18 protein-coding genes and 1 tRNA gene are annotated in these 20,342 nt (G+C 64.5%); 11 read left to right on the top strand and 8 right to left on the bottom strand.

The window, feature by feature from the left end:
• Positions 1 to 14 precede the first annotated feature (14 nt).
• Together ACP4XC_RS18650 and ACP4XC_RS18645 are read left to right on the top strand one after the other, a co-directional pair.
• Entirely contained in the window at positions 15 to 422 is a 408-nt protein-coding gene (locus ACP4XC_RS18650) for a DUF779 domain-containing protein (protein WP_427172194.1), read from the top strand.
• Between the two features lie 197 nt (positions 423 to 619).
• On the top strand, positions 620 to 2,179 hold the full coding sequence (locus ACP4XC_RS18645; protein ID WP_427172193.1) for an amino acid permease: 1,560 nt from the start codon (positions 620 to 622) through the stop codon (positions 2,177 to 2,179).
• A 129-nt stretch (positions 2,180 to 2,308) separates the two neighbouring features.
• Here the strand turns inward: ACP4XC_RS18645 and ACP4XC_RS18640 are convergent, their stop codons facing one another.
• The 3 genes from ACP4XC_RS18640 to ACP4XC_RS18630 form a co-directional block, all read right to left on the bottom strand.
• Positions 2,309 to 2,962: a DUF2461 domain-containing protein gene (locus ACP4XC_RS18640; RefSeq protein ID WP_427172192.1), complete on the bottom strand. Its 654-nt coding sequence runs from the start codon at positions 2,960 to 2,962 to the stop codon at positions 2,309 to 2,311.
• Between the two features lie 118 nt (positions 2,963 to 3,080).
• Positions 3,081 to 4,604 (bottom strand): catalase, encoded by a 1,524-nt coding sequence (locus ACP4XC_RS18635; protein ID WP_427172191.1) that lies wholly within the window; start codon positions 4,602 to 4,604, stop codon positions 3,081 to 3,083.
• 23 nt (positions 4,605 to 4,627) lie between these two features.
• Positions 4,628 to 5,095 (bottom strand): Fur family transcriptional regulator, encoded by a 468-nt coding sequence (locus ACP4XC_RS18630; RefSeq protein ID WP_427172190.1) that lies wholly within the window; start codon positions 5,093 to 5,095, stop codon positions 4,628 to 4,630.
• 159 nt (positions 5,096 to 5,254) lie between these two features.
• Between ACP4XC_RS18630 and ACP4XC_RS18625 the strand changes: the two genes are divergently transcribed.
• Together ACP4XC_RS18625 and htpX are read left to right on the top strand one after the other, a co-directional pair.
• Positions 5,255 to 6,526, top strand: coding sequence for an MFS transporter (locus ACP4XC_RS18625; protein WP_427172189.1), 1,272 nt, complete (start codon positions 5,255 to 5,257; stop codon positions 6,524 to 6,526).
• Positions 6,527 to 6,565: 39 nt separating this feature from the next.
• Positions 6,566 to 7,438 (top strand): zinc metalloprotease HtpX, encoded by an 873-nt coding sequence (gene htpX, locus ACP4XC_RS18620; protein ID WP_427172188.1) that lies wholly within the window; start codon positions 6,566 to 6,568, stop codon positions 7,436 to 7,438.
• 127 nt (positions 7,439 to 7,565) lie between these two features.
• Here the strand turns inward: htpX and ACP4XC_RS18615 are convergent, their stop codons facing one another.
• Positions 7,566 to 8,057, bottom strand: coding sequence for a YajQ family cyclic di-GMP-binding protein (locus ACP4XC_RS18615; RefSeq protein ID WP_427172187.1), 492 nt, complete (start codon positions 8,055 to 8,057; stop codon positions 7,566 to 7,568).
• Positions 8,058 to 8,292: 235 nt separating this feature from the next.
• Here ACP4XC_RS18615 and ACP4XC_RS18610 point away from each other — a divergent pair, with 235 nt between their 5' ends.
• The 4 genes from ACP4XC_RS18610 (at position 8,293) to ppsA (ending at position 13,214) form a co-directional block, all read left to right on the top strand.
• The gene (locus ACP4XC_RS18610; protein WP_427172186.1) at positions 8,293 to 8,547 is read left to right on the top strand and encodes a hypothetical protein; all 255 of its coding nucleotides are present in this window, start codon (positions 8,293 to 8,295) and stop codon (positions 8,545 to 8,547) included.
• 161 nt (positions 8,548 to 8,708) lie between these two features.
• A tRNA-Tyr gene (locus tag ACP4XC_RS18605) sits at positions 8,709 to 8,790 on the top strand.
• Between the two features lie 1,051 nt (positions 8,791 to 9,841).
• Positions 9,842 to 10,660 carry a pyruvate, water dikinase regulatory protein gene (locus tag ACP4XC_RS18600; protein WP_427172185.1) on the top strand — a complete coding sequence of 273 codons (819 nt, stop codon included), beginning with the start codon at positions 9,842 to 9,844 and terminating at the stop codon, positions 10,658 to 10,660.
• 154 nt (positions 10,661 to 10,814) lie between these two features.
• Positions 10,815 to 13,214: a phosphoenolpyruvate synthase gene (gene ppsA / locus ACP4XC_RS18595; protein WP_427172184.1), complete on the top strand. Its 2,400-nt coding sequence runs from the start codon at positions 10,815 to 10,817 to the stop codon at positions 13,212 to 13,214.
• Positions 13,215 to 13,358: 144 nt separating this feature from the next.
• Here ppsA and ACP4XC_RS18590 read toward each other — a convergent pair whose 3' ends face one another.
• From ACP4XC_RS18590 to ACP4XC_RS18580, 3 genes are all read right to left on the bottom strand, one after another.
• Positions 13,359 to 14,285 (bottom strand): response regulator, encoded by a 927-nt coding sequence (locus ACP4XC_RS18590; protein ID WP_427172183.1) that lies wholly within the window; start codon positions 14,283 to 14,285, stop codon positions 13,359 to 13,361.
• 398 nt (positions 14,286 to 14,683) lie between these two features.
• Positions 14,684 to 15,646: a LysM peptidoglycan-binding domain-containing protein gene (locus ACP4XC_RS18585; RefSeq protein WP_427172182.1), complete on the bottom strand. Its 963-nt coding sequence runs from the start codon at positions 15,644 to 15,646 to the stop codon at positions 14,684 to 14,686.
• A gap of 560 nt (positions 15,647 to 16,206) precedes the next feature.
• A complete protein-coding gene (locus ACP4XC_RS18580) occupies positions 16,207 to 16,941 on the bottom strand; it encodes a potassium channel family protein (protein WP_427172181.1) in 735 nt (244 codons plus the stop codon).
• A 61-nt stretch (positions 16,942 to 17,002) separates the two neighbouring features.
• On the opposite strand from ACP4XC_RS18580, the gene ACP4XC_RS18575 reads away from it, so the two are divergent.
• Both ACP4XC_RS18575 and trxA read left to right on the top strand, forming a co-directional pair.
• Positions 17,003 to 17,548, top strand: coding sequence for an acyl-CoA thioesterase (locus ACP4XC_RS18575; protein ID WP_427175160.1), 546 nt, complete (start codon positions 17,003 to 17,005; stop codon positions 17,546 to 17,548).
• Between the two features lie 101 nt (positions 17,549 to 17,649).
• Positions 17,650 to 18,063 carry a thioredoxin gene (trxA, locus tag ACP4XC_RS18570; RefSeq protein WP_427172180.1) on the top strand — a complete coding sequence of 138 codons (414 nt, stop codon included), beginning with the start codon at positions 17,650 to 17,652 and terminating at the stop codon, positions 18,061 to 18,063.
• Between the two features lie 145 nt (positions 18,064 to 18,208).
• Here trxA and ACP4XC_RS18565 read toward each other — a convergent pair whose 3' ends face one another.
• Entirely contained in the window at positions 18,209 to 18,487 is a 279-nt protein-coding gene (locus tag ACP4XC_RS18565; protein WP_427172179.1) for a putative quinol monooxygenase, read from the bottom strand.
• 102 nt (positions 18,488 to 18,589) lie between these two features.
• On the opposite strand from ACP4XC_RS18565, the gene ACP4XC_RS18560 reads away from it, so the two are divergent.
• The gene (locus ACP4XC_RS18560; RefSeq protein ID WP_427172178.1) at positions 18,590 to 20,266 is read left to right on the top strand and encodes an AMP-binding protein; all 1,677 of its coding nucleotides are present in this window, start codon (positions 18,590 to 18,592) and stop codon (positions 20,264 to 20,266) included.
• Positions 20,267 to 20,342: the final 76 nt, after the last annotated feature.

The following is a 20,342-nucleotide window of genomic DNA, read 5'->3' as shown; positions in this document are numbered from 1 at the left end:
GCCAAGGCGTTCCGATGACGGAGACGAGGCTTGACGCGGCGGTGACGCTACCCGGAGAGGATGTTTCCAGGGTGGCACTCACTCCCGAGGCGGTGGAGCTGCTCAGGAAATTGTGGACCCGGCACGGGCCGTTGATGTTCCATCAGTCGGGAGGCTGCTGCGACGGTTCCTCGCCCATGTGCTATCCGGCCGGGGAGTTCATCACCGCTGATGCGGATGTCCTCCTGGGGCTGTTCGACATCGCCGACGGCGTGCAGCCCCAGCCCGTCGAGTTCTGGATGTCCCGGGAGCAGTTCAGCTACTGGAGCCACACCCACCTGACAGTGGACGTGGTCCCCGGACGCGGGAGCGGGTTCTCCGTTGAAGCGCCTGAGGGCAAGCGGTTCCTGATCCGATCAACGCTGATGGACTGGCCGGCCTGAGCCGGAGCTCCCAACAGCGCGAACGAACACTTGAGGCCCCTCGTGAGAGGGGCCTCAAGTGTTCGTTCGCGCCGGGGGACTGCCGGTGCGGCCCACCTTCGCGTCTCACGATGTGGGACAAGTCGGGCCGTCCAGTGGATGGACACTACGATAGATAGGTCTGTTTCCAGCAAGCTATCGAGATTGTGGACTTTCCAATGAACCTTTTCCGGACCAAAACCATCGAGCAGTCCATGGCTGACGCCGATGAGCCCGGGCGCAAGCTGAAGCGTTCGCTGAGCTCGTGGGACCTGATGATCATGGGCGTCGCCGTTGCCGTCGGCGCCGGAATCTTCTCGGTCGGTGCCAAGGCTGCCGCGAATTTCGCCGGCCCCGCAGTGACCCTCTCCTTCGCCATCGCCGCCGTCACCTGCGCGCTGGCCATCATGTGCTACGCCGAGTTTGCCACGGCAATTCCGGTGGCCGGCTCGGCCTACGTCTTCACGTACGCCACCATGGGCGAGATCCTCGCCTGGATCATCGGCTGGAACCTGATCCTTGAACTCTTCACGGCCGGCGCCGTCATTGCGAAGTACTGGGGCATCTATCTCAGCAAGGTCTTCGCGCTGACAGGCGTGGACCTGCCGCCATCAATCTCTTTGGGCGGCGTGGACCTCTACTGGGGTGCCTTCCTGATCGTTGCCATCTTCACCGTGCTGCTCGTGCTTGGGACCAAGCTGTCCGCGCGGGTCGGCAACATCTTCACGCTGATCAAGATCGCCGTGGTCCTCTTCGTTATTGTGGTCGGCTTCAGCTACGTGAAGTTCGAGAACTACGCTCCCTTCGTGCCGGCCTCCGAGCCCACCGGCGGCACAGGAACCGCCGACGTCCTGAAGCAGTCGTTCTTCGGCTTCCTCACAGGTGCAGCGCCCGCCCAGTATGGGACACTTGGCATCTTCGCCGGCGCGGCCCTGGTGTTCTTCGCGTTCATCGGCTTCGACGTGGTGGCCACCTCCGCCGAAGAGGTCAAGAACCCGCAGAAGACTCTTCCGCGCGGCATTTTCGGCGGACTGGCGGTCGTCACCGTGCTCTACATCCTGGTGTCCCTTGCCCTGACCGGCATGGTGTCCTACACGAAGCTGGCCGAGGCCAAGAACCCGACCCTCACCACCGCCTTCGAGGCGGTGGGCAACAACGATGCCGCGAAGGTCATCGCATTCGGTTCCCTCATTGGACTCACCACCGTGATCATGGTGCTCCTGATGGGACTCTCCCGTGTGGTCCTGGCCATGAGCCGCGATGGCCTGTTGCCGCGCTCACTGTCCAAGACCAGCACCATCCGCGCCACCCCGGCGCGCCTGCAGGTCATCTGCGGTGCCGCCGTCGCCCTGGTTGCAGGCCTCACCAATGTGGACCTGCTGGAGGAAATGATCAACATTGGCACGCTTTCCGCCTTCGTCACGGTGAGCCTGGGCATTCTGGTGCTGCGGAAGAAGCGTCCGGACCTGAAGCCGGCGTTCCGTGTGCCGTTCGGGAAAGTCCTGCCGATCGTTTCCGCCGTGCTGTGCCTGTACCTGATGACCAACCTCGCGGTGGAAACGTGGATCTTCTTCGCTGGCTGGCTGGTTATCGGAGTCATCATCTACTTCTCGTACGGCCAGAGGCACTCGCGGTTGAACGAGAAGTTCGCCGAGGCGAAGGCCGCTGTCAACGGCCCCGCCGAGAAAGCCGAGAAAGCCGAGAAAGCCGAGAAAACGGACGAGTTCACCCGCGCCTGACCCCCGGGCACGGCAGTACCTGCTCCGCCCGCCGATCCTAGGATCGGCGGGCGGTCTTTTGCATCCGCGGCACAGCCATGGCTCATGCATCCGCAGTTCCCAGCGCCGGGCCGCAGCTCCTCGAGCCTTCTAGGGCGCCGCGTGTTCGCCGACCCACTCCACTAACGGGCGGAGCAGTTCCCAGCGCCGGGCTACCTCCTCCCTGGCTTCCGGGGTGGACAGCCAGGCGGGTTCCCCAAGCTGCATGGCCGCGGATAGGGACTTGTGCTTGAGGAGTTCCGCGCGGGGGTGGTCTTTGGTGAAGCCGCGGGGAACGGTCTTGAGCTTTTCCCCCTCGATGGCGAAGCCGGCCGCGGCCAGGTTCGTGACGATCTCCTCGAGGGCCTCCCCGCTGGCCGGGACTTGGACGGAACTCCGGAACCTGGCGAGCTGTGCGGGAGTGTGGGAATGGTAGCCGCCGCCGACCAGCAGGCCGTCGGCGCTGAGCTGGATATAGTAGCCCACGCCTTCCCGGGTGGAGGCGAAGGCGCCCTGGGCCGTCTTGTAGGGCGACTTGTCCTGCGAAAAGCGGACATCCCGGAACGGCCTGAAGAGCTTCGCCGGGCCGAAGTCCGGTTCCAGCTCCGCCAGCAGCGCCGACAGCGGTTCCTTGACCAAGGCGTCGTAGCCGGACTTGTGGGCCAGCCACCACTCACGGTTGTTGTTTTCTTCGAGTTCGGCGTAGAACGCGGCGGCCGCGGCGGGAATGCCTTGGAACGTGGGAGCGCCTTGGAAAGTATTCATTTACGGATCCTATGGAACCGGGTGAGCTGCAGGCCATAGCCTCTGCTGCCCATGTGGAAAACGAAAGCGCCCCGCCGAGGAAAACCTCGGCGGGGCGCTGGGCAGTCCCTGGGGGAGCTTAGACCTTGTTGGCTGCCTCGGCGTCGGACTCGACCTGGCCGGCACCGAGGTTGGCGCGCAGCTTGGCGCCGAATTCGGCGTCCACGTTGGTCCAGTACTGGATGGCGCGTTCCTTGATGTCGGCGTTCTTGACGCCGCTGACAGCGCCGGTAACGGTGTCCAGCAGGCGGGCCTTCTCGCCGTCGTTGTACACCTCGCGGTACAGCGTCCCGGCCTGGCCGAAGTCGCCGTCCTCAGCGTGCAGGGAGTGAGCGGAGAGCGTCAGCTCGCCGTCGTTCTCCCAGCCGCCGCCCGCAACAGCAGGCTCAACGGCAGCGGGGCCGCCGGCCGAATTCGGTGCGTACACCGGAACGGAGGGGGCGTTGTAGTGGAAACGTCCGGCGCCGTCCTGGCTGTAGTTGTTGACCTCGTTCTTGGGCTGGTTCACCGGGATCTGGGCGTGGTTGGTGCCCACGCGGTAGCGGTGTGCGTCCGCGTAGGAGAAGATGCGGGCCTGCAGCATCTTGTCCGGCGAGGCGGCGATGCCCGGCACGAAGTTCGACGGCGCGAACGTGGCCTGCTCGATCTGCGCGAAGTAGTTCTCCGGGTTGCGGTTCAGCTCCATGGTGCCCACCTTGATCAGCGGGTAGTCCGAGTGCGGCCACACCTTGGTGAGGTCGAACGGATTGAAGCGGTAGGTCTTGGCGTCCTCGTAAGGCATGACCTGGACGTGCAGGTCCCAGGACGGGAAGTTGCCGGCGGCGATGTTTTCCTGCAGGTCGCGGATGTAGAAATCGCCATCCGAACCTGCCAGGGCCTCGGCCTCTTCGCCGGTCATCGATTTGACGCCCTGGTTGGACTTGAAGTGGTACTTGACCCAGAAGCGCTCGCCCTCGGCGTTGATCCACTGGTAGGTGTGCGAGCCGTAGCCCTGCATTTCACGCCAGGAAGCCGGCAGCCCGCGGTCGCCCATGAGCCAGGTGACCTGGTGTGCGGATTCGGGGGAGAGGGTCCAGAAGTCCCACTGCATGTCCGCGTCGCGCAGGTGGGTGCCCGGGAGACGCTTCTGCGAGTGGATGAAGTCCGGGAACTTGATGCCGTCGCGGATGAAGAAGACCGGGGTGTTGTTGCCCACGAGGTCGTAGTTGCCCTCGGAGGTGTAGAACTTCACGGCGAAACCGCGGGGATCGCGCCAGGTGTCGGGGGAGCCGGCTTCGCCGGCGACCGAGGAGAAGCGGATGAGCATGTCGGTCTCGGTGCCCGGCTGGAAGAGCGCTGCCTTGGTGTACTTGGAGACGTCGTCCGTGGTCTTGAACGTGCCGAACGCGCCGCCGCCCTTGGCGTGCACTACGCGCTCCGGCACGCGTTCCCGGTTGAACTGTGCGAGTTTTTCGATCAGGTAGTGGTCGGTCAGGATGATGGCGCCGTCGGCGCCGGTCGCCTGGGAGTGGGCGTCGGAGGCAACAGGGGCGCCCGACTGGGTGGTCGAGACCTTCGTGGTGGACACGGCGGGCGAGATGGGCGCGGAGATATTCGCAGTCATCTTTCTCCTTCTGGTTGGGTTTCTTAGTTTCGGTCGGAGGGAAGTTGTTGGGTGCGCTGGCAGTCCTGGCAAATGCCCTGGTACAGCACGTCCGCGATCTGGATGGTCATGGGCTTCGCGTCAGGATCCCAGTGGGGCGTGAGGCAGGGGGCATGGCCCACCGCGCAATCCACGTCCTCAACACGCCCGCAGCCTATGCACACGGCGTGGTGGTGGTTGTCTCCCACCCGGGTTTCATACAGCGCGGGCGAGTGTGGGGGTTCGAACCGGCGAAGCATCCGCAGTTCGGTGAGGTCTCCGAGGACCACGTAGACGGACTGCGCCGTCAGGTCCGGGAGTTCGTCCCGCGCCGCAGCCAGGATGGCTTCGGCAGGGGAGTGTGGATGGCGCTCGACGGCGGCCAGCACGGCCAGGCGCTGTCTGGTCACCCGGCGGCCGTGGGCACGCAGGGCCGCTGCCCATGCCTCGTGGCTTACCGTGTGATCCGTCATAGCCCCATTCAAGCACTTATTATGACTCGATCACAATAAGGCTCGGCTAATTTCAGGTGAACACGGCAACATTCCTGCGCCCGGCTGCCCCGGCACCTGCGCCCGGCGCGTCCTGCATCCTACGGCTGGGGCATCGGACCCCGCCGCTAGAGTTGCCGGGTGGGAAAACTTCTGGCCGACATCACTCCGCTGCGGGAGAGCCCGGCCTTCCGGCGGCTCTGGATCGGGTCCACCGTTTCGAACCTGGGCAGCCAGCTCACTGTGGTGGCGGTCAGCCTGGAGGTTTACCGCCTGACCCAGGACAGCCTCTACGTGGGCCTCCTGAGCATATTCGCCCTCGTGCCCCTCGTGGTGGGCGGGCTTCTCGGCGGTTCGATCGCCGACGCCCACGACCGCCGCAAGGTGGCACTACTGGCCTCGTCAGTGCTGTGGCTGACCACGGCATGCCTGGCCCTGCAATCATGGCTGCACGTGGGCAATGTGTGGCTGCTCTGCGCGCTTGTGGCGGTGCAGAGCGGCGCCCAGGCCATCAACCAGCCGGCCAGGAGCGCCATTATCCCGGTGCTGGTGCGCAAGGAACTGCTGCCCGCCGCCAACGCCCTGAACATGGTCAGCTTTGGACTCGCCATGACCTCGGGCCCGCTGTTGGCCGGTGTGCTGGTGGCATGGGTGGGTTTCGGCTGGACCTACACGCTGGACTTCATCAGCTTCGCCTTCGCATTCTGGGCACTCCTGAAGCTCCCGGCCATGCCGCCCGGGCAGCACGCCCGGCCCGCCGGGCTGCGGTCCGTGCTGGAGGGCTTCCGCTTCCTCTCCACCCGGCCCAACTTGCGCATGACGTTCGTGATCGACCTCGTCGCCATGATCTTTGCCCAGCCGCGGGCGCTGATGCCGGCCATCGGCGCACTGATGATCGGCGGCGGCGAAGCCACAGTGGGCGTGCTGCTGGCCTCCGTGGCGGTGGGCGCCTTCCTGGCCGGACTGTTCTCGGGCCCGCTTGGCGCGATCCGACGGCAGGGGAAAGCAGTGGTGTGGTCGGTCATGGGCTGGGGCGCATCCATCGCCGGCTTCGGCCTGGTGGTGGTGCTGGCCGGGAGATCCGGAACCCACGGCGTGACCTGGTGGTTGCTGCCCGCCGCACTGTGCTGCATCCTTGCCGGCATCTCCGATTCCGTGAGCGCCGTCTTCAGGACCACCATCCTGCAGGCGGCAACACCGGACCACCTGCGCGGGCGGCTGCAGGGCGTCTTCATTGTGGTGGTGGCCGGCGGCCCGCGGCTCGGGGACATGCTGGCCGGAGGCGGCACTAAACTTTTGAGTGAAGGCTGGGTGCTGTTGGTGGGTGGCCTGGCATGCGTCGCAGTGGCTTGGACGCTGGCTCACTTGCAATCCGGCTTTCTGACGTACGACGCACGGAACCCGGTTCCGTAGCGGCGCTGTACACAGGCAGGAACTTCGTTTGGAGGCGCAGTGCACAAGCATCACAACGGACTGAAGACCGCGGCCCTTTTCGGGGTGCTCTGGGCGGTGCTGCTGGGACTTGGCGCGGTGATCGGAACCGGCACACGGAGCGTCGCACCCATCTGGATCATGGCGCTCGTGGGGGTCGGCACCACGGCCTACGGCTACTGGAACAGCGACAAGATTGCCATCCGCTCCATGCACGCCTATCCCGTTACCGAGGCCCAGGCCCCTCAGCTTTACCAGATTGTGCGCGAGCTATCCGTGCGGGCCAACCAGCCCATGCCGGCCATCTACGTATCGCCAACCATGGCGCCCAACGCCTTTGCCACCGGCCGCAACCCGCGGAACGCGGCGGTCTGCTGCACAGAGGGCATCCTGCAACTCCTCGATGCGCGTGAACTGCGCGGCGTCCTGGGCCATGAGCTCATGCACGTCTACAACCGGGACATCCTGACCTCCTCGGTGGCAGCCGCCGTCGCGGGCGTGATTACCTCCGTGGGGCAGATGCTGCTCTACTTCGGGGGAGGGGACCGCCGCAATGCCAACCCGCTCGCCACAATCGCCATGGCGCTGCTGGCGCCTTTCGCGGCCTCGCTGATCCAGCTGGCCATCTCACGCACCAGGGAGTACGACGCCGACGAGGACGGTTCGTCGTTGACCGGCGATCCGCTGGCACTTGCCTCTGCCCTGCGAAAGATCGAGCGGGGCGTTCAGCTGGTGCCGCTGCCCCAGGAGCAGAAGATCGTCAACACCTCGCACCTTATGATCGCCAACCCGTTCCGCGCCAGCGCCATGACCAAGCTGTTCGCCACGCACCCGCCCATGCAGGAACGCATTGAGCGGCTCGAGCGGATGGCGGGCCGCTCCTCGCTGGAGTGACGCCGGCGGCGCGCAAAAGGCCTGGCGACACGCAAAATGGCCCGCGACACAGGAAAGGGCTGGCGACACGGGAATACCGGTGTCGCCAGCCCTTTTCAGCGTCGCAGGAAAGCCTGCGCGTCCGTGGCTAGCTGCGGAAGTTCACGAACTGCAGATCTGCCTCATCGAATTTCTTGAGGATGTTCATGGTCTCCTGAAGATCGTCGCGGGACTTGGACGTCACACGCAGCTCATCTCCCTGGATCTGCGATTTGACGGACTTCGGCGCCTCGTCGCGGATCAGCTTGTTGATCTTCTTGGCGAGGTCCTGGGCGATGCCCTCCTTGATGGTGGCCTCGAGCCGGAATTCCTTGCCGGAAGCATAGGGCTCGCCGGTGTCCAAGGACTTCAGGGAGATGCCGCGGCGGATCAGTTTGGACTGCAGCACGTCCAATACGGCCAGCACGCGCTCTTCCGAGTTTGCCTTCATCAGGATTTTCTCGCCGCTGAAGTCAACCTCCGCGCCAACGCCCTTGAAGTCATAGCGTTGGGTTAGTTCCTTCTGCGCCTGGTTCAGCGCGTTGGCAACTTCCTGCTTGTCTACCTTGCTGACGACGTCGAATGTGGATTCGCCTGCCATGGCTGTCCTCCTGCTGATTGTCCGGTTACCCCTTGAAGGGCTGGGATGTCTGCGTTCCAGCCTAGTACGGATGCCGTCGAAGTGAAGGCCGCCAGTCCGGGAGAGGGAGCGGGCAACGGCGGCGTGCTTCACCGGCTCTTCCTTCACAGCCTCCTCCAAGGCGACATTGGGCGGGAACGAAGACCGGGCGGGAACAGTTGGGGACTGTTGGAAGAGTTTCCCGGAAGGAAATCACATGCGCCATCAGGCTGTCCGATACGTCACCCGCTCCACTGCCGCGGCGGCTACCACCATCGCCACCGCTGCGACGTCCGTGGCAGCCGCCGCGGTGGCAGCCTCGATCATCCTCAGCCCCGTTGCCGATGCGTCGTCGCGGCTTGACGGCGTGCACTCGGACCTCCTGCGGGCCGTTCAGCTTAACCAGATCACCGAAGAGCAGGCCCAGAAGTTTGAAGCCAAACTGGCTGGCCGCATTCTGGCCGAAGGCTGATTTTCCGCGGATTTACGGGCTTTCCGCCACCTCCCCGGGCCCGATTCGATTCTTCGGCAGAAGTTCTGTAAAGTTGTCTTGCCCGCGGTTGCTGGAAGCGGAACGGACTGGAAACAGTCGTTCTGAACAAGGAAGCCGCGAGTGATCTTCTTTTGAAGTTCGGCAGATTACCCGAGCGGCCAAAGGGGGCTGACTGTAAATCAGCTGGCAACGCCTACGGGGGTTCGAATCCCTCATCTGCCACACTCCCGGATTACAGGGAAATTTAGACCCGTTCGGATCTCTTCGGAGGTCCGGACGGGTCTTTTTTATTGCTCGATGAGCACACTTGCGGGCACAGTCCTGTGCACCGGCGCGGAACTGCTCCCCGCGCAGCTTCGTGGCACCCGGGCCCGGAAGAGAGTGCAGCGCTGTATCAGGGGCGGCTTGAACATGGTGGCTTATCGGAAGGGTTATGGGCCTACCACAACGCCTGCCAGGCTGCGGCGTTCGTCAAAGTGCGCGCTAAATGAGGATTGCTGAGCAGTCGATGCCGAGGCGCATTGGCCCGGAGCTTCTATCGGCTGGACCTGAAACGGACTACTCCGGCAGCGAGCCCGAGGGCGGCTGCCAGTGACCCCAGCATGATCGCTACGCCTGAGAGGTATTCAGTAATGGTCATTTCCGTGCACCTTCCATCTAGGGGTGCAACGAACCTATCCGTCCAGGATCAGAGCGGGCGGAGGATCGCCGCTGAGTTTGCTCAAGAATGGGACTCAGTTGCATAACTCCCGGCTGAACCGTCCCGCCCCGAAAGACCGGTTAAGTTCCCCAACTGGAAAGCCCATCCTCTTCCAAGGGCGGGCTTTACGCGGTCGATTGGACGGCGGTCCAGCCGGCCCCCGAAGTGGAACCGGCTGCACCGCCTGCCACGGTCGCGAATGGGCATGGACGCGGACGTGACCAGGGAGGAACCTATCCCTCAAAGCTGGGAAATGGCGGTGACTTTCCGGTTAAGCACCATCAGCTTCAGCGAGTACCGTCGATTACGGCGCTTCCGCATGCCCCCCAATTTTGCGGAGGCGCTGACCGTAAGAGGAGCCCCCACCCTCGAGTCCGCCCGACTCGCGTGGGGGCTTTTCTTAGCCGGTCGGTGTGACATTCCAATGCAGTGGTGGGGGAAGCCGTAGCTGGCAACGCCTGCCGGAGTTCGAATCCCTCATCTGCCCTTTGTCGCTCCCGGGAAATGCTGGTTGAGCAGGCGGATTCCAGCTCGGATTCCCCTGCGCGGTGCGAGCTGGGGGAGAATGCGTTCATGACCAACGAAGCTCCCCGCCCGGTCTACTTCCTTTCGGACAGCACGGGCATCACCGCGGAAACGCTCGGCAACACCTTGCTGACGCAGTTCCCGTCGGGCAATTATGACCGCACCACGATACCCTTCATCACCACTGTCAAACAGGCGCAGGCGGTGGTCAACGTCATCGACGATCTGGCCGCCCACGGACTAAGGCCCATCGTCTTTTCCACCGCCGTAGGCAGTGACATCCGCCAGGCCCTGGGCATGTGCAAGGGGATCCTGGTGGATCTCATCGGGACGCATGTGGGGCAGTTGGAGCGGGCCCTGGGCGCGCACGCCAGCGGGGAACCGGGCCGGGCCCATGGGCTGGGCAACGCTGCCCGCTATCAGTCCCGGATGGCAGCCGTTGAATATGCCATGGAGCACGACGATGGCCAGAGCCTGCGGGCACTGGAAAAGGCCCAGGTCATTCTGGTGGCCCCGTCCCGCTGCGGCAAGACGCCCACCACCATGTACCTGGCCCTGCAGCACGGCATCTTTGCGGCCAACTTCCCGCTGGTGGACGAAGACTTTGAAAAGGAAGGTCTGCCCAAGCCGCTAAGGCCGTTCATTGAAAAGTGCTTTGGCCTCACGTCCAATCCCCTCCGCCTCAGCCAGGTGCGCACCGAGCGCCGGCGCGGCTCGCCCTATGCGTCGCTGCGGCAGTGCGGCTTTGAGCTTCGCAGCGCAGAACGGCTATACGTGTCCCATGGGATTCCCTACCTCAATTCGGCCAGCGTCTCGGTGGAGGAAATGGCCGCCACCATCCTGCAAAAGATGAACCTCAAGCACTAGGCCACGGTTTCACAAGTGTTGCGTGGAACACATCATGTGGAAACACCGGCCCAGACCTGTCACTGTGGACAGGACTTGCGCCCATGAAGCGGCGATCGCCCCGCGCGGGGCGGCGAGGCCGCATGCCACCATCTGCAAAGGAGCAGTAGCAACAATGACGACAGACATTCTGTGGTTCTCAGAACTCGGACTCAAGGATCTTGACCGGGTGGGCGGCAAGAACGCCTCCCTCGGTGAGATGGTGCAGAACCTGACCTCCGCCGGCGTCCAGGTACCCGACGGCTTCGCCACAACGGCAGACGCCTACCGCAGCTTTCTGGCGGACTCCGGCCTGGACCAGAAGATTGCAGACCGGCTGGTCGGCCTGGACAGCGATGACGTGACCGCCCTGGCCGCGGCGGGCCAGGAGATCCGGACCCTGATCCGCGAGACGCCGTTCCTGGCCGAGTTTGAGACCCAGGTCCGCGACTCGTACCAGAAGCTCGTGGACAAGCACGGTGGCTCCGAGGACCTCTCCTGGGCTGTCCGTTCCAGCGCCACCGCCGAAGACCTTCCGGACGCCTCCTTCGCCGGGCAGCAGGAAACCTTCCTGAACGTCCGGGGGATCGAAAACATCCTGGTGGCCATCAAGGATGTCTTCGCGTCGCTCTACAACGACCGCGCCATCGCCTACCGTGTGCACCACAAATTCGAGCATGCGGAGGTGGCGCTCTCGGCGGGAATCCAGCGGATGGTGCGTTCGGACGTCGGCGCTTCCGGCGTGATGTTCACCATGGACACGGAGTCCGGCTTCAACGACGCGGTCTTCGTCACCTCTTCATACGGGCTCGGCGAGGCAGTGGTCCAGGGTGCGGTCAATCCTGATGAGTTCTACGTCTACAAGCCGGCCCTGCTGGCTGGCCGTCCCGCTATCCTCAAGCGCGGTCTGGGCGAGAAGGCCCTCCAGATGACCTACACGAGCAACCGCGAAATCGGCCACACGATTGACTTCGTCCCCGTTGAGGCTTCGCTGCGGAACCGCTTCAGTCTCACGGACGACGACGTCGAGCAGCTCGCCCGCCACGCCCTCGCCATCGAAACCCACTACGGGCGGCCCATGGATATCGAATGGGGCAAGGACGGGATCGACGGCGGCCTGTACATTCTGCAGGCACGCCCGGAGACCGTGCAGTCCCGCAGGCCCGCTGGCCAGCGCAGCCGCTTCCGGCTGCACGAGACCGGCATGGTCTTGTCCGAGGGCCGTGCCATCGGACAGCGCATAGGCGCAGGCCGCGTCCGTATCCTCACCGCCATCGACCAGATGGCCGCCTTCGAAACCGGCGACATCCTGGTCGCTGACATGACCGACCCTGACTGGGAACCGATCATGAAGCGGGCCTCCGCCATCGTGACCAACCGGGGCGGCCGAACCTGCCACGCGGCGATCATCGCCCGCGAACTGGGGATTCCCGCCGTCGTCGGCACCGGCGACGTCACGGACGTCCTGTCCGACGGCCTCGAAGTGACCGTCTCCTGCGCCGACGGCGAGACCGGCTACATCTACGAAGGACTCCTCGAATTCAGCGTCGAGGAAACCGAGATCACCCAGCTGCCCGAGGCGCCTGTCAAGGTCATGATGAACGTCGGCACCCCCGAGCAGGCGTTCACTTTCGCGCAGCTGCCCAACCACGGTGTGGGACTTGCCCGGCTGGAATTCATCATCAACCGCCAGATCGGCATCCACCCCAAGGCACTGCTGAACCTGGACGATCAGCCGGCGGACGTGGCCGCGGAAATCCGTGAGCGGATTACCGCCTACGACGGTCCGCGCGATTACTACATCAAGCGACTGGCTGAGGGCGTGGCGACCATCGCCGCGGCATTCGCGCCGGAGCCGGTGATTGTGCGCATGTCCGACTTCAAGTCCAACGAGTACTCCAACCTCCTCGGCGGACCCGCCTACGAGCCGCATGAAGAGAACCCGATGATCGGCTTCCGCGGTGCCTCCCGGTACCTGGAACCGTCCTTCCGGGACTGCTTCGATCTCGAGTGCGAGGCCCTGTCCTTCGTCCGGAATGAGATGGGCCTGACCAACGTCAAACTGATGATTCCCTTCGTGCGCACCCTGGACGAGGCCCGCGGGGTCATCGACCTGCTCGGGGAGAACGGACTGCGCCGCGGCGAGAACGGCCTCGAGGTCATCATGATGTGCGAAATTCCGTCCAATGCCCTGCTGGCGGACGAGTTCCTGGACTACTTCGACGGCTTCTCCATCGGCTCCAACGACATGACCCAGCTGACGCTCGGCCTGGACCGGGATTCGGCCATCGTGTCCGGCAGCTTCGACGAGCGCGACGCCGCCGTGAAGAAGCTGCTGAGCATGGCCATCAAGGCCTGCAAGGAGCGCGGCAAATACGTGGGAATCTGCGGCCAGGGACCCAGCGACCACCCGGACTTCGCCGAATGGCTGGTGGGCGAAGGCATCGACTCCGTCTCGCTGAACCCCGACACCGTGGTGGACACCTGGTTGCGCCTCGCCGGCGCCTCAGCGGTCACCGAGGCTGCAGGCGCCTAGGACAGATAACGGCTGCGTCCGCAATCGGACCAGGCACTTCACCCATGGCCCTCCCGTCCGGCTGTTGCCGGACGGGAGGGCCTTGGGCCATTTCTTCGCCGCGCTTTGAATACCCCTGACTTCGCCACGGGCCGGTCCTGGGCATCAGTCTGCCGCTGATGGGACACCTGGGATGGCCCGGACCGGCCGCCACACGCGGGTCGCGGCAAGGGCCGTGGCGAGCCTGCCGGCGTCCTGGGCGCGCACGGCGTCGCGCAGCGGCACTGCGGCGGCTTCGCTGGTGCAGGTCAAAAGCGCTGCGGTGACCTCGGCCACCAGGGCCGGATAGGGACTGACCCGGTAGCTGCCTTGGGCGGGGTTTGCCGCTGGCAGTGACGCGTTGACGTATATGGCGACCTGGGTCCTGCGGGCCATGCCAAGTTTCATCAGCACTGCCGAGACAAGGTTCTTAACGGTTTTTTCCGCCAGAGACATCTCGTGCCCGATCTGGCGGTTGGTCAACCCTCTCCCCAGGCCGGTCGCCACATTCATTTCCTGCCTTGTGAGGCTCAGCAGCCTCTCGCGCGCCCGTTCCGGCCCGTGCACAGGGACGGGAGCCAAGAGCGCCGGCTGGAAACGGCTGCTGTACGCCGTTTGCCCGTGCAGTGCCCGGCGAATCAGCCGGAACTGCTCGCTGCTGTCATCCTGTTTGGACAGGCACCCCCAGGCGCCCGCCAGGATGGATTCGATCAGCACTGACTCCTCGCTGGCCTCGGTCAGCAGCAGGCAACGGATGGAGGGATCGGCCACCGCCATCGCGCGGCACACGTCGGCGCCGGAGCCGTCGGGAAGGTCGTCGTCAAGGATGGCCAGATCCGGTCGCAGGGCCGGGATCCGCCGGGCGGCTTCGCGGGCGGACCCGGATTCCCCAACGATGGTGAGGCCGTTGGACTCCAGCAACAGGCGCAGGCCCCGCCTCACGACTTCGTGATCGTCCAGGAGGTAAACCCTTTGCATTGGTGAGGCGACGGCGCTGCCCTCCGGCGCAGTCCTGAACGTGTCCATGCCGCCGAACGTGTCCGTGCCGCTCATGGGCGCCCCCAGCGAAGGCAGGGAAGCAAGGTTGGGCGATGAAACCCGCAAGAACGCGGGGACGTGACGGTGGGAGGCAGCGACCGCGAAGGGAAGGGGTAGGACATACCCTGAGACGGCACCGTCATTGGACCAATTTGGTTACGGCGACTTTGGTAACGGCGGCTCTGGTTACGGCGATGCAGCATGGCTGGCAGCACTCCTCGGACGAAAACATCCTTGGCCGCTTTCTTGACCGTCTCATTCAAACTTACAGCACACCCGTGGCCCGAAAATTATTTGTGGCTCATACGGAGCCCTGGGTTGCCTGAGGTGCCGTCGCGGAAAAGTCTCCGGAACCGGCAGGTTTCCGGAGACTTTTCCGCTCCCCGGCTACACCAGGAGCGTCGGGGCACCGGCTAATTGAGGGCAATCAGCAGCATCTGACTGGTGCCCGGGATGCAGGTCTGCAGGATGGCCCTGGGGAACCCGCCGAACACCGCGATGACGTTGTCGGTGGTCCCCGGGTTGGGCACCTGGCCCCGTCCGGTCACCGTATAGGTTCCGTAGCCGGGGATGCTCACGGTCTCGCCCACGCTGATCCCCGAGAAGCGTGCCCAGCCTCCGCAGAAGTCATGCTCGGTGATGAACAGCGAATAGCCGTCGTTGGGGGTGAAGTGGATCGGCCCGATGCAACTGTCCACCATGGCCTGGCCGCCTGACCCGGCCACGTAGATGGTCCGCACGGATGGCGCGGGCGCTGGGGCCGGAGCCGCTGCCGCCACGGGGGCTGCGGGGGCGGCCGCTGCCGGGGCTGCGGCTGCCGGATCCGCCGCCACAGCGATGGCTGGGCCGGTCAGGTTCAATACCTGTCCGGGGACGATGATCGCGTATGCGCCGAGCCCATTGGCTGCCAGCATGGCATTCATGTCCACGCCGAAACGGGCAGCGATGGACCCTACGGTGTCGCCAGCGACCACGGTGTACGTGTTGGAAGGGGCAGGCGCCGCCGGCTCCGGTGCGGGCACCGGTGGGGCCGCTGGTGAGGGCTGCGGGGGAGCAGGCGCCGGAGCCGCCGCGACTGCGGCCTCTGCCTTGGGCTCACCGGGGGCTCCCGCAGGTGATGCCGATGCCGACGCCGATGCCGCCGCCGCGGGCCCCGGCGTCGTGGCAGCGGCTGGCTGGACATCGCTGACGTGGGATGTGGCTGCGTTCGAGTAGCTCACAGCGGTCACAGTGGTGACGGCCACCGCTGCCGCAACGGCTGCGCCGGCCAATATGGTCCTAAACCTGTGCGGATTGCCGGAGGCTTTGGCAACGGCCGGAATGATTGCGGTTTCGTCGTGGCTGGTGTCCTGGTTGGTGTGCTGGTTCTGATCCATCGGTTCCCCCCCCGAGAGTCAATGCCCTTGGGGGTCAACCGGACAGCAAACCCCAGGGCGGTGGTGCGCACGGCGGACGGCATGGTGGGTGCAGCCCGATCCGAAAATACGCATGGATATGAGCTGCCCGATGCTAAAAGAATTACGGGAGCCCGATAATTGAGACCCATGACCAAAAAGCGGCCATGCGAATTCCTAAATAACTGCTTGCCCTAGGAATATCGAGTCTATGAATCGGGGTGGGTTTGTGGCACGAGTAATAATTACTCGAATGCAGATGGTTTTTGCTTAAGAGTGTGAGACCCATACCCGATGGGTTAACTACTTAGCGGCGGGGCTACTCGCTCCAAGGCCGAGATCCACTTGGGTCCGGGCGCCGCGTCACTCAATGTAAACCGATTCCTGCGCGTATTGGCGCACGGAGTAGTGAGCGGGCGGGAGGGCTGGGGCCGCGAGTGGGCTCCGGGCGGCCGCTAGGGATAGCGCAAATGGGCCGCTAATCGCAAAAGAACATTTAATGGAATGAGTAAAAGCGTGGTCAGGGTGATCTAAGGCCGCTGCTAAATGTCGTCCTTGTGGCGAAGTTCCGATATTTCCTGACGCAGCGCGGCCACTTCCGCCAGCAGTTCCAGAATTTCCGATCGCATCGGTTCCTCCGCCGATTCAACCGCGGCTTCTGTATTTTCCTCCACGCGCTGGATCAGCCAGGAGGCAATCGATGCCGTCACCACGCCAAGGACCGCGATGCCGCTCATCATCAGGGCCGCAGCAACCGTCCTGCCGATAGCGGTCACGGGGAACATGTCGCCGTAGCCCACCGTGGTGATGGTGGTGATGGACCACCACAATGCGTCCCCGAACGTCAGGATCGTCGCCCCCGGCGCCGACTGTTCGACGTCGAGCACGGCCAGTGCCCCCACGAACACCAGCAGAACTGCGGAGCCGGCCACGTAGGCGACCACCCGGCCCCGGAGCGTCATGCCGATGGTCCGGTGCAGGACCGAGAGCAGGGTTACGAGCCGCAGCAGCCGCAGGGGGCGGAAGACGGGCAGTGCCACAACCAGCAGTTCGTGGAGGTTCCGGACAAACCAGCGCCTTCGGTTCTCAGCGAGCCACAGGTTGGCGGCGTAGTCGGCCACAAAAACGGCCCAGGTGCTCCACATCAGCACTTCGAGCAGGTCCCCGGGGCTGCCTTCGACGTGGCCGATCACCTGCCAGGCGTAGGCCGCCAGGAAAACAAGGGCTGTCGCCATCAGGGGCCACTCGGCGATCTCCCGATAGCGTTGCTGCGTCATGGGGGAATCCTATGGGTAGGTGGCCTTGGATCAGTTGTTACTCATGGGTAACATGATCCCCATGCACCTGCTGCTCCGCACCCTGCTCCTCCTGTTCACCTCGTCCCGCCGCCCACGGCTGAGCATTTGGGATACCTCGTCCCTGCCCATGCGCGTGCTGCCTGCCGACATCGACATCGCCATGCATGTGAACAACGGGATGTATTTCTCGCTGATGGACCTGGGGCGCTTTGACCTCATGGCGCGTAGCGGAACCTGGAAACGGATGCGTCTGCGCGGCTGGTCGCCGGTAGCCGCCGGGGAGACCATCGCCTTCCGCCGTTCGCTGCAGCTGTGGCAGCAATACAGCATCGAGACCAGGATCATCGGGCTGGACGCCAAGGCCATTTACTTCGAGCAGCGCATGGTGGTGGACGGCGAGATCTTCGCGCGGGCGCACATCGCAACGCGGCTCGTCAGCAAGGGCAGGCCGGTAAGTCAGGAGGAGATCCTGCGCGAATTCGGAGAGCCGCCCGCGGACCTCCAACTGCCGGAGTGGATCCACGAATGGCGCGAGACGAACGCGCTTCCGGGAGCGCGGCGCCCGGCGCCGCACGCCTGGGCCTGAGTGCTTTCGGGCGGTGCCAGGGCGGTGCCGAGGCTGTGCCGACGCTGTGCCAAGAGCGAAACGCACGGGACATCGCCGGGCCGCTCGCGTACCGTTGACCCATGGCTACCCTAGACATAACCGGTGAACAGTTCGCATCTACCGTCGAGAACAATGACATTGTGCTCGTGGACTTCTGGGCAGAATGGTGCGGCCCCTGCAAGCAGTTTGGGCCCACGTACGCCGCGGTCTCCGAGAAGCACCAGGACGTCGTCTTCACCAAGGTGGACACCGAGGCGGAGCAGCAGCTCGCCGCCGAAGCCGGCATCACTTCCATCCCCACGCTGATGGCATTCCGCGAAAAGGTGCTCGTGTTCTCCCAGCCCGGCGCCCTCAATGCCCAGCAGCTGGAACAGGTGATCGACGCCGTCAAGGCGCTTGATATGGAAGAGGTCCACGCCCACGTTGCCCGTTCCCAGGCTGATGCCGCCGCCGCAGCGAACCAGCAGGACGGAACGCAGATCCCCGAGGCCTAGCCGCCTCGTAAGAGGCCCAAGCGCCTCTCAAACCGCGGCTTAAACCGCAACGCGGGGTCACTCCGCCCGGAAACCAAAGGTTATGGGCGGAGTGACCCCGCGTTCTGTTCTCCGGGCAGGTCCTCCCGCGGACTCGTTCCGGTGGCTACAGGCGCTTGAGCTGGACGGGTTCGGCCAGCAGCGCGCTCAGCGACTCGTTCAGGTCCTGCACGGCGGTGCCCTTGGAGTGCTTCTCCAAGAGTTCCTCAGACTCCCACTGCTCGGTCAGCACCAGCTTCTCCTCGGTGGCCTCCGTGAGCTCGTACCGGATGCAGCCGGGCTCGTTGACCACCTCGTCGATGGCGATTTCCAGGGCGAGCTTCACGCGGAAGAATTCGCCGACATTGGGGATAAACGTTGCCTGCAGGTCAATGGGTGCACTCATGCGTTTCACAATACCGGGCGGCCGTCCGACATCCTGAAACATTTTGTAGGACTTCCTAGTTTTGGCCTTCTCATGCCGCCGGACAGTTGGTACCGTGCCAGCATGCGCGCTTACACAGCCGGGGACACTGACGTCCCGCTGCTTCACGAGACTATTGGCCAGAACTTCGAGCGGATCGTGGCGAAGTTCCCCTATCATGACGCCCTGATTGAAGCCGCGGCGGTTCCGGGGGCGGATGCCCGCCGCTGGAGCTACACCAAATTGAACGACGACGTCGACCGCGTGGCCCGCGCGCTGCTCGCCCTGGGCGTCGCCGCCGGTGATCGGATCGGGATCTGGAGCCCCAACTGCGCCGAGTGGACCATCCTGCAGTACGCCACGGCGAAGATCGGCGCCATCCTGGTCAACGTCAATCCCGCCTACCGCAGCCACGAGCTGGAATTCGTGGTCAAACAGAACGGCATGCGGATGCTGGTGGCTGCTCCTTCAGACCGGACCAGCGACTACGCCGGCATGTCCAGGAAGGCGCTCACAGAGTGCCCCGAGCTCCGCGAGCTGGTGTTCCTGCCCGACGCCGGCGTGGCAGGACTGACCGCCGGCGTCCCCGAACGTGAGGCGGAGCAGACGTTCGCCGAGCTGCTCAAGCGGGCGGACGACGTCGGGCATCCGGCGCTGAAGGCAAGGATGGCCGAACTGGACCCGCATGACGCCATCAACCTGCAGTACACCTCCGGCACCACGGGCTTCCCCAAAGGCGCCACGCTGACGCACCACAACATCCTTAACAACGGCTATTCCATCGGCGAGCTGCTGGACTACACCGAGCATGACCGCGTGGTCATTCCCGTGCCGTTCTACCACTGCTTCGGAATGGTGATCGGGAACCTCAATGCCTTGAGCCACGGGGCGGCCACCATCATTCCGGGGCGCAGTTTTACGCCGTCGGCGGCCCTGGAAGCGGTGCAGGACTTTGGCGGGACCTCGCTGTACGGAGTGCCCACCATGTTCATTGCCGAGCTCGCGCTTCCGGACTTTGCCTCCTACGATCTCTCAACGCTGCGCACCGGCGTGATGGCTGGCTCGCTGTGTCCCATCGAGGTGATGAACCGGGTCATTTCCGAGATGAACATGGTGGATGTTGCCATCTGCTACGGCATGACGGAGACGTCGCCGGTGTCCACCATGACCCGCAGCGTGGACACCATGCGGCAGCGCACCGAGACCGTCGGCCGGACCATGCCGCACCTCGAAAGCCAGATTGTGGACCCGCTGTCCGGGGACGTGCTGGAGCGCGGCGAGATCGGCGAGCTGTGCACCCGCGGTTACTCGGTCATGAAGGGTTACTGGAACCAGCCGGACAAGACGGCCGAGGCAATCGATGCAGGGGGCTGGATGCACACCGGCGATCTGGCTCGGATGGACGAGGACGGCTACATCGTGATCGAGGGCCGGATCAAGGACATGGTGATCCGGGGCGGCGAAAACGTCTACCCCCGGGAGATCGAGGAGTTTCTCTACACCCACCCGTCCATCCAGGATGTCCAGGTGATCGGCGTCCCGGACGCCAAATACGGTGAGGAACTCATGGCCTGCGTCATCCTGAAGCCGGGCGCGGAACCGCTGGACGCGGCCGGCATCGCCGAGTTCTGCCGCGGCAGGCTCGCCCACTACAAGATTCCGCGCTACGTGGACGTCCGCGACAGCTTCCCGATGACTGTCTCCGGCAAGATCCGCAAAGTGGATATGCGGGCCGAAGCGGTGGCCCGGCTGGGCCTCTGATCCGCGGGGCTCGCGGAGCCGCGGGGCTGAACTGCCCGTTCGCGCTTGGCGGGCACCGGCTTGATGCACTTGGAGC

Source organism: Arthrobacter sp. 92, assembly GCF_050260325.1.
In the GTDB taxonomy this organism is placed as follows: Bacteria; Actinomycetota; Actinomycetes; order Actinomycetales; family Micrococcaceae; genus Arthrobacter.
This window is presented reverse-complemented; position numbering and strand designations above follow the sequence as displayed.

Coding starts and splice junctions, on each gene's coding strand:
- trxA (WP_427172180.1), top strand. CDS start 17,650: ATGGCTACCCTAGACATAACCGGTGAACAGTTCGCATCTACCGTCGAG.
- ACP4XC_RS18590 (WP_427172183.1), bottom strand. CDS start 14,285: ATGAGCGGCACGGACACGTTCGGCGGCATGGACACGTTCAGGACTGCG.
- ACP4XC_RS18645 (WP_427172193.1), top strand. CDS start 620: ATGAACCTTTTCCGGACCAAAACCATCGAGCAGTCCATGGCTGACGCC.
- ACP4XC_RS18585 (WP_427172182.1), bottom strand. CDS start 15,646: ATGGATCAGAACCAGCACACCAACCAGGACACCAGCCACGACGAAACC.
- ppsA (WP_427172184.1), top strand. CDS start 10,815: ATGACGACAGACATTCTGTGGTTCTCAGAACTCGGACTCAAGGATCTT.
- ACP4XC_RS18635 (WP_427172191.1), bottom strand. CDS start 4,604: ATGACTGCGAATATCTCCGCGCCCATCTCGCCCGCCGTGTCCACCACG.
- ACP4XC_RS18615 (WP_427172187.1), bottom strand. CDS start 8,057: ATGGCAGGCGAATCCACATTCGACGTCGTCAGCAAGGTAGACAAGCAG.
- ACP4XC_RS18565 (WP_427172179.1), bottom strand. CDS start 18,487: ATGAGTGCACCCATTGACCTGCAGGCAACGTTTATCCCCAATGTCGGC.
- ACP4XC_RS18575 (WP_427175160.1), top strand. CDS start 17,003: ATGCACCTGCTGCTCCGCACCCTGCTCCTCCTGTTCACCTCGTCCCGC.
- ACP4XC_RS18560 (WP_427172178.1), top strand. CDS start 18,590: ATGCGCGCTTACACAGCCGGGGACACTGACGTCCCGCTGCTTCACGAG.
- ACP4XC_RS18610 (WP_427172186.1), top strand. CDS start 8,293: ATGCGCCATCAGGCTGTCCGATACGTCACCCGCTCCACTGCCGCGGCG.
- ACP4XC_RS18580 (WP_427172181.1), bottom strand. CDS start 16,941: ATGACGCAGCAACGCTATCGGGAGATCGCCGAGTGGCCCCTGATGGCG.
- ACP4XC_RS18650 (WP_427172194.1), top strand. CDS start 15: ATGACGGAGACGAGGCTTGACGCGGCGGTGACGCTACCCGGAGAGGAT.
- ACP4XC_RS18640 (WP_427172192.1), bottom strand. CDS start 2,962: ATGAATACTTTCCAAGGCGCTCCCACGTTCCAAGGCATTCCCGCCGCG.
- ACP4XC_RS18600 (WP_427172185.1), top strand. CDS start 9,842: ATGACCAACGAAGCTCCCCGCCCGGTCTACTTCCTTTCGGACAGCACG.
- ACP4XC_RS18630 (WP_427172190.1), bottom strand. CDS start 5,095: ATGACGGATCACACGGTAAGCCACGAGGCATGGGCAGCGGCCCTGCGT.